The organism is Streptomyces olivochromogenes (assembly GCF_021538895.1).
In the GTDB taxonomy this organism is placed as follows: Bacteria; Actinomycetota; Actinomycetes; order Streptomycetales; family Streptomycetaceae; genus Streptomyces; species Streptomyces olivochromogenes_A.
Genome location: NZ_JADDRL010000217.1, coordinates 1 through 7,428, shown reverse-complemented (window position 1 = coordinate 7,428; position 7,428 = coordinate 1). Strand labels below are relative to the sequence as shown.

Below are 7,428 nucleotides of genomic sequence, written 5' to 3'. Positions count from 1 at the left end.
GGTCGGGGTGGACGGCGCCTCTTGAAGAGGAACCGGCGGCGAACAAAAAACGGGCCGGTCCGTGGGGGGGAGACGGACCGGCCCGAGGGGGGGTTTCCACCATAACCCTTCGTAAGTGATGCTGCGTGCATCGGCGTGCCACAACTACTCTCCGGAGTCGTGCGGCGACGCCCAGGTGGGCGCGAAAGTCCTTGTTCAGAGCCGATACATGGCTGATTCACAGCTGATTCTCGGCGAATCGGGGCGTCCCCCCGATGGGCTACCCGTGTCGCGAACGGCGACTTGACGGGGGCGCAGGTGGTTCCCGGCACCGCGCAGCCCCCTCCGCTGCGCGATGCCGCCCGCGTAGCTTTGCTGACGCGAATTACCTTGGTCTGAACTTACGTGAAGAGTGCAGGCGATGCGAGCCGCTGGCGATAACGATGTGGAAACCCCGTGGAGATGGAAGGGGCTGGAGTGACCACCTCGTTCGCTTATGCGCAGATCGCCCGATTCACGGGACAGTGACCAGGTGCCGAACGGCAGTTCCCGGCCATTTCCCAGGAGGGGCGCCTACGGCGGTCGTTCAGCGGCCGGGTTTGCGGGCGTCGAAGAGGTGTCGGGTGCTGTGGGCCACGAACGGACCCTCCGTCCGGATCCGCTCGTGCAGGGCGCGGAGCCGGGGCTCGTACTTCTCGACGGTGAAGTCCGGGACCATCCAGATCACCTTGCGGAGGAAGTGGACGACGGCGGCGATGTCGTGGAACTCCATGCGCAGCCGCTCCGCCCGCAGGTCCACGATCTCCAGCCCGGCCGCCCGGGCGTCGACGCGCTCGCGGTCGGGGTGACGGGCCGTGCGCGTCTGCTCCGACTGGGGCCCGAGGAAGTACTCGACGAGTTCGACGACACTGCTGGGCCCGACGTGCTGGGCGAAGTACGTGCCGCCCGGCCGCAGCACCCGGACGATCTCGTCCCAGTGCGGCCGTACCGGGTGCCGGCTGAGGACCAGGTCGAAGGTCCCGTCGGCGAACGGCAGCGACGCGTCCTCGTCCGCGGCGACGACCACGACACCGCGCGGGCGCAGCAGGGCGGTGGCCTTGATGACGTTCGGCGGCCAGCCCTCCGTGGCGGCGAGCAGCGCGGGCCGGTCCGGGGCCGCCGTGTTGAGGGAGAAGTCCAGGACCTCGCCCCCGCCGGTCTGGATGTCGAGCGCGGCCGTGGCGTGCGCCAGCCGGTCGGCCGCCGAGCGCGCATACCCCCAGGACGGACGGGCCTCGGTGGCCCGGCCCTCGAACCAGGAGAAGTCCCATCCCTCGGTCGGAACGGCGACGCCCTCGACGACGAGGTCTTCGAAGGTGCGGTCGGCTGCCATGAGGTGATCATGACAGGACGCTGTCGGTGCGCGCTGCTAATTTTCGGCGGCATGACGACACGTGATGAAGGTCCGGGCATGCCGTACGCCGGCGGCGAGAAGGAAACCCTGCACGCCGGCCTCGAACGGCACCGGGACGCCGTGCGGTGGAAGCTCGACGGGCTGGACGACGAACAGCTCCGCCGTCCCATGACTCCGTCCGGGACGAACCTGCTCGGGCTGGTGAAGCACCTGGCCTCCGTGGAGTACGGCTGGTTCGTGGAGACGTTCGGCGGCGAGGTCGAACCCTTCTGGTTCGACCCGTACCAGGGCGAGGACATGACCGTCGGCCCCGACGAGACGACGGACCGGATCATCGCCTTCTACGACCGTGCGCGCACCGCCGCCGACGGCGTCATCGCCCGGCTGTCCCTGGACGACCTCGGCAAGCCCGCCTGGCGCGACCATCAGGTGTCCCTGCGCTGGGTCCTCGTCCACATGATCGAGGAGACCGCACGGCACGCCGGTCACATGGACATCGTGCGGGAACTCCTGGACGGCGCGACGGGAGACCACCCACGCGACACGAACCCGGCCTGAGCCGGTCTCAGCTCTTCTCCTCGTGGAGTACGAGCAGGACGTGCTCGTCCTCTCCGTGCCGGAGCGTGCCGGCGCGCTCGAAGCCGTGTCTCTCCAGGAGCCGGACGGAGGCCGTGTTGCGGGAGAAGGGGTCGGCGTACAGGGGACGGGTGAGCTCCTGCTGGAGGAAGAGGGCGAGGGCCTTGGTGCCGATGCCGCGGGCCCAGTACGGGCGGCCCAGCCAGTAGCCGACGAACCGGCGGTCGCCCTCCGTCCAGGAGCCGAGGTTCCCGGCGGGTTCCCCGTCCACGGTGACCGTCCGCACCAGGCAGTCGGGATCCCCGAGGATGCGCTCCCTCCAGTGGGCCAGGAAGGCGTCCCGCGGCCGGGGAGTGAACCTCGACCGCCGGACGGCCTCCGGATCGTGCTCGAAGACGAAGAAGACCTCCAGGTCGTCGTCCGTCACCTCGCGCAGCCGTACCTCTTCGTACGCACCGTCATGCATCTCGGTCATGGGGCCGAGTGTGTCAGCCGCCACTGACAACGGGTCCCGCGCTACGGCACGAGGGGCCGGACCTCCTCGGCCGCGAACCGGACGAATCCCTCGGGGTCGGGCTCGTCCCCCGTCGGCTGCAGGACCACGGTGTCGGCGCCCGCCTCGGCGAGCCGCTGAACCGCCTTGGCGACGGCCCCCGCGTCTCCGGCGACCCCGAGCTCCGGGACCGGCTCCAGCCCCTCGTCGACCAGCTCGGCACGGAGCCGGGCGGCGGCGTCGGGGCCGGTGGCGGTGAGGAGGTAGACGACGACGGGGTGCGTCCCCTCGCGCCCGGCGGCGCGCCGCCCCTCCTCGATGAGCCGCCGCGCCCGCCGCACGCCGTCCGGGGGTGTGGCGGCGGTGAGGATCGTGCCGTCGGCGGCCTCGCCGGTCAGACGCAGCGTGCGCGGTCCGGTGGCGCCGGCGAAGACGTCGGCGCGACCCTCGGGCGGCCAGTCGAGCGCCACGTCGTCGAGCTTGACGTACCGCCCGTCCACGGTGAGCCGCTCACCGGCCAACAGGGCGCGCAGCGCGTGGAGATGCTCCCGGAGCAGGGTCAGCGGGGACTCGGCACGGGCGCCGACCTGCCCCATCCAGTCCTGCACGCCGTGCCCGACGCCCACGATCGCGCGCCCCGGGAACATCCGGTGCAGCGCGGCGGTCTCCATCGCGGTGATGGCGACATTGCGCAGCGGCACGGGCAGCAGCCCGACACCGACCCGAACCCGCTCGGTCCAGGCGAGCGCGGCGGCGGCCGTCGAGATCCCGCCCTCCAGGAAGCAGTCCTCCCACAGCCACAACTCCTCTAGCCCGCACTCATCAGCAAGCCGAGCCACACCCCGCAACCGCTCAGCCGGAAGCTGAGGCCGAAAGACAGCACCGAGTCGAGTCATGCCGACCTTCGTAGCGGGCGAGGGGATCCGGGACAACTCCTTTATGGATACGGTCACCTGGACAGGGGAGGTGGACCGGCGATGGCACGTTGGCGGGACGGGCGAGGGAAGCTCGTGGTGCACGGTGACGGCAGCCGCGCCGCGGTCGCCGTGCCGCTGGAGATCGCGACCTCCTATCGCGCCCGGACGAAAGGCCTGTTGGGGCGGGACTCCGTCGACGGGGCGATCCTGCTCTCCCCCGCAGGCGGCATCCACACCTTCCGCATGCGCATCCCCATCGACGTCGCCTACCTCGACCGCCACCTCACCGTCATGGCCGTCCGCACGATGAAGCCGGGCCGCCTGGGCCTCCCCCGCTTCCGCTCCCGGCATGTGCTGGAGTCGGAGGCGGGGGTCATGGCCGGGTGGGGTCTGGACGTCGGTGTGCGAGTCGCCGTGGAGGTGGAGTCGTAGGGCCCTACTGCGGTGCCCGGAAGCCGCCGATCCTCCGCTCCAGCAGTTCGGCCAGCCGCAGCGGGGTGCGGTCCTCGAACATCGGGCCGATGAGCTGCACTCCCACCGGCAGGCCCTCGGGGGACCGGCCCGCCGGTACGGCGGTGGCGGGTAGACCGGGCATGGTGGCGACACCGGCCCAGACGAGCTGGTCGAGGTACGGGTACGCGACGCCGTCGATGTCGATCTTGCGTGCTCTCAGATCGGGATCGTGGTCGTGCGGGAACGCGGGAGTGGGCGTGACGGGACACACCACGGCGTCGAACTCGGCGAAGAGCCGCCGCCAGCCGTGGCGGTGGAGTTCGCGACGGTTGTTCGCCGCGACCCAGTCACGGTGGCTGAGCACGATGCCGCGCAGCCGCGCCGCGTCGAGACTCCGGTCGTCCGCGCTCAGCCCGGCGGCGTGAGTCCGCAGCTCCTCGTACACCTCGACGGGGAAACTCGCGGCGGCACTCGAAAACCACAACTGCGTGTAGAGCGTCGCGGCTTCCGCGAGATCGGGCAGCAGCGGACTGTGCCGTTCGACGCGGGCGCCGCCGTCGGCCAGCGCGTCGGCCACCCGGTGCACACCCGCCCGCACGGCGGACCCGGTCGGAATGAGCGGATGCTCGTCGAGGACCAGGACCCGGAAGTCGCGCAGCCGCTCGTGCCGCGCGGGCGGCAGCGTCAGTTGGTACGCCACACCGAGCGTCAGCGGGTCCGGTCCGGCCATGACGTCGAGCAGGAGCGCGAGGTCGCGGGCGCTGCGCGCCATCGGACCGACGACGGCGAGGTCCAGGTCGGCCGGCAGTGCCGGCGCGGACGGCGGGACCATACCGCGGTGCGCCGCCAGCCCGAGCGTCGGCTTGTGCGCGTAGACACCGCAGAAATGTGCGGGGGTGCGCAACGAACCGCCGATGTCGGATCCGATGGACAGCGCACCGAATCCCGACGCCAGGGCCGCCGCCGATCCGCCGGAGGATCCGCCGGGGGTGCGAGCGTGGTCCCACGGGTTGTTGGTGGTGCCGTAGATCTCGTTGAAGCTCTGCACGTCCTGCAGCCCCAAGGGCACATTGGTCTTGCCGAGCACCACCGCGCCCGCGGCCCTGAGCCGCGACACCTGCACCGCGTCCTCGGCCGGTATGTAGTTGCGGTGCGGCGGCATGCCCCAGGTCGTGGGCAGCCCGGCGATGTCGTACGACTCCTTGACCGTCACCGGTAGGCCGAGCAGCGGCCGGTCCTCGCCGCGGGCGCGCGCCCGGTCGGCGTCGCGCGCGGCGGTCCGCGCACGGTCGAAGTCCGGTACGCAGATCGAGTTGATCGCCTTGTCGTCCCGCTCGATACGGGCGATCGCCTCGTCGGTCAGTTCCGCCGAGGTCACTTCACCAGCACGTAAGGCAGCCGAGAGTTCTTCGGCCGTCGGAAAGTTCGACTCCATGAATCCGACCGTAACGGCCTTTGGAAGAGGTCACGAAACACCGATTCGCGCAACGGGGCCCGGCCGGCTCCCGCCCCGCTTCACGCCCGTGGGAAGGACACCTCCACCCGCCTGTTCTTCTTCCGCCCCGCCTCCGTCGAGTTGTCCGCGATCGGGTACTGCTCGCCGTAGCCCCGCACCTCGAACGTGATGCCCGGGTCGTTCAGGTCCTGGTCCAGGAATGCCTGTACGGCGTTGGCCCGTTGCCGGGACAGCACGTCGCCGTGGGCGGACGAGCCGAGGTCGTCCGTGAAGCCGAAGACGCGGATCCGGGTCGCGTTCTGCTTCTTGATCTCCTCGGCGATCGCCGAAATGCGGGACTTCGCCTCGTCGTTGAGCTTGGAGCTGTCCTTGCCGAACAGCACCTCGGCCTGGAGCGCGAACTTCACATCCGCGTTGGTGTCCTCGCGGCGCTCGTCACCGCTCTGCTCCTCCACGACCGACTTGATGTCCAGCACCTTGGCGGCGGCGAGGGTGGCGCCCTCGGGCAGCTTCAGGTCCGGGTCGGTGGGGTCGACCTTGACGGGGGCGGAGGCGGAGGCCTCGGTGCCCGGGGGAACGCTGGGGTCACTGTCGTCGGCGTGTGCCGGGCCGGCGGCGTAGAGGGTGGTCGCTACGAGGAGGGCGGCGGTGGTTGCGGCCAGGGGGAGGCGGGTTGTCGTGGTCACAGGGGCCTCACCCGGAGATCTTGATGGTGCCGGATGCGAACGTCGGCAGCTGGAACTCCACCTCGGTCGCGTTCGCCGGAGGCGCCGGGAACTGCATGAAGACCGCCAGGGTGTCGCCGGCCTTGAGCGTCGAGAAACCGGTGGTGGTCAGCGGGCGGCCCTCCGTGTCACGCAGGACGTAGTACCGCTTCTTGCCCTGGGGATCGACCAGCGTGGCGCCGCCCAGTGACCTGCCGTTCCGGATGATCTCGGTCTCGTTGCCGCTCAGGGCGGAGGGGATGACGACGCTCTCACCCCCGTCGTTCTTCAGGGTGCCGTTGACGGTGACGAAGCCACCCGAGTCGCGTTGAGCGGAGGTGATCTGCAGGAGCAGGCCGTCCGAACCCTTCAACTCGGCCAAGGGTTCGTCCGACTGGCCCTCCTGGGCACTCGGCTGGGAGCCACCTGCCTTGGAGGCCGACGCCGAAGTGTCCGGCTTCTTGTCGTCGCCACCACCGCCGCCGCAGCCGGCCACACCGATGGCCAGACCAGCCGCAACGGTCAGCGCGACCATCCCCCTGCGGGCCTTCGCCGTGAACCGATCGCTCATCACTCTCTTTCCTTCATCACTCGTGGTTCGCCAGGTGAACGTCGAAGAGGTCCTGGGGTTTCGGGAGGTCGGTGAGGTCGTCCGGGTCCAGGTCCCATTTCCGGTCCTGGTCCCCGTCTTTGCAGGTGAGCTGTGGCAGGGTGTGGTCCCCGGCGTCCTCACCAGGCGGATCGAACCCACAGAGCGGCTCGATCACGGCGATGGCGGTGGCCGTCGAGTACACGTTCTCCGTTCCGGGGACGACGGAGTCGCCGACCGGCTTTTTGTTCACGACGGTGACCTTGTAGGCCAGCAAGCCCTGCGACGCGCAACCGGCGTCGGCGTCGTTCCTGTCGGCGAGCTGTACCGCCCGCGCGCAGGGATCGCCGATGTCCGTCCCCTCGCCGTCGAAGATGCGCTGCCACTGTTTCGGGTCGAGTACGTCCGTCACCCACTCGGCCGCGAGCTTGTCCCGCTTGTCCTGGGCCGCCGCGAGCGCCGCCGCGTCCGCGGCCGTCTGGGCGCCGCTCCGGTTGACCGCGGCCTGGCCGACCGCGAGGTAGGCGAACGTAAGGAAGAGCAGGCCCGCCACCACCGTGATGTAGATGGGGAAGGCCTGCCCTGCGTCTCGGTCCGTACGGGGGGCGATCAGCCGCCGGTGACCTCGGCGATCTTCGCCGTGATCGCGTCGTAGATCGACTGGCCGATGCTCGTACCTGTGATCGCCAGCACGATCGCCACGACCACCGCGATGATGCCGAGGTACTCCACCGCGGTCTGGCCCCTGTCGCTGCGGACGACACGGGTCCGCAGGTACGCGACGGTGGTGTTGAACCAGTTGCTCATGGTGTTCCCCTCCAGGTTCGCCTCCGATCCGGAGAAGGTACGCCGCGCGCTCCCACCCGGC

General features: G+C 70.3%; 10 protein-coding genes. 2 read left to right on the top strand and 8 right to left on the bottom strand.

Annotated elements, in window-relative coordinates:
- Positions 1–565 precede the first annotated feature (565 nt).
- Positions 566–1,351 (bottom strand): class I SAM-dependent methyltransferase, encoded by a 786-nt coding sequence (locus tag IPZ69_RS45830; RefSeq protein ID WP_235460859.1) that lies wholly within the window; start codon positions 1,349–1,351, stop codon positions 566–568.
- 51 nt (positions 1,352–1,402) lie between these two features.
- Between IPZ69_RS45830 and IPZ69_RS45825 the strand changes: the two genes are divergently transcribed.
- The gene (locus tag IPZ69_RS45825) at positions 1,403–1,930 is read left to right on the top strand and encodes a DinB family protein (protein WP_235460858.1); all 528 of its coding nucleotides are present in this window, start codon (positions 1,403–1,405) and stop codon (positions 1,928–1,930) included.
- Positions 1,931–1,937: 7 nt separating this feature from the next.
- On the opposite strand, the gene IPZ69_RS45820 is transcribed toward IPZ69_RS45825, so the two are convergent.
- Together IPZ69_RS45820 and IPZ69_RS45815 are read right to left on the bottom strand one after the other, a co-directional pair.
- A complete protein-coding gene (locus tag IPZ69_RS45820) occupies positions 1,938–2,423 on the bottom strand; it encodes a GNAT family N-acetyltransferase (protein ID WP_374296210.1) in 486 nt (161 codons plus the stop codon).
- A gap of 41 nt (positions 2,424–2,464) precedes the next feature.
- The gene (locus IPZ69_RS45815) at positions 2,465–3,337 is read right to left on the bottom strand and encodes an LLM class flavin-dependent oxidoreductase (RefSeq protein ID WP_235460861.1); all 873 of its coding nucleotides are present in this window, start codon (positions 3,335–3,337) and stop codon (positions 2,465–2,467) included.
- An 81-nt stretch (positions 3,338–3,418) separates the two neighbouring features.
- Here IPZ69_RS45815 and IPZ69_RS45810 point away from each other — a divergent pair, with 81 nt between their 5' ends.
- Positions 3,419–3,790, top strand: a complete 372-nt coding sequence (locus tag IPZ69_RS45810) for a DUF192 domain-containing protein (protein WP_235460857.1) — start codon at positions 3,419–3,421, stop codon at positions 3,788–3,790.
- A gap of 4 nt (positions 3,791–3,794) precedes the next feature.
- Here IPZ69_RS45810 and IPZ69_RS45805 read toward each other — a convergent pair whose 3' ends face one another.
- The 5 genes from IPZ69_RS45805 to IPZ69_RS45785 form a co-directional block, all read right to left on the bottom strand.
- A complete protein-coding gene (locus tag IPZ69_RS45805) occupies positions 3,795–5,246 on the bottom strand; it encodes an amidase (RefSeq protein ID WP_235460856.1) in 1,452 nt (483 codons plus the stop codon).
- Positions 5,247–5,326: 80 nt separating this feature from the next.
- Positions 5,327–5,953 carry an OmpA family protein gene (locus IPZ69_RS45800; RefSeq protein WP_235460855.1) on the bottom strand — a complete coding sequence of 209 codons (627 nt, stop codon included), beginning with the start codon at positions 5,951–5,953 and terminating at the stop codon, positions 5,327–5,329.
- 7 nt (positions 5,954–5,960) lie between these two features.
- Positions 5,961–6,542 carry a hypothetical protein gene (locus IPZ69_RS45795; protein ID WP_235460854.1) on the bottom strand — a complete coding sequence of 194 codons (582 nt, stop codon included), beginning with the start codon at positions 6,540–6,542 and terminating at the stop codon, positions 5,961–5,963.
- 16 nt (positions 6,543–6,558) lie between these two features.
- Positions 6,559–7,170, bottom strand: a complete 612-nt coding sequence (locus IPZ69_RS45790; RefSeq protein ID WP_308407617.1) for a pilus assembly protein TadG-related protein — start codon at positions 7,168–7,170, stop codon at positions 6,559–6,561.
- A complete protein-coding gene (locus IPZ69_RS45785; RefSeq protein ID WP_235460860.1) occupies positions 7,170–7,367 on the bottom strand; it encodes a Flp family type IVb pilin in 198 nt (65 codons plus the stop codon). Before IPZ69_RS45785 ends, IPZ69_RS45790 begins: the two co-directional genes overlap by 1 nt.
- Positions 7,368–7,428: the final 61 nt, after the last annotated feature.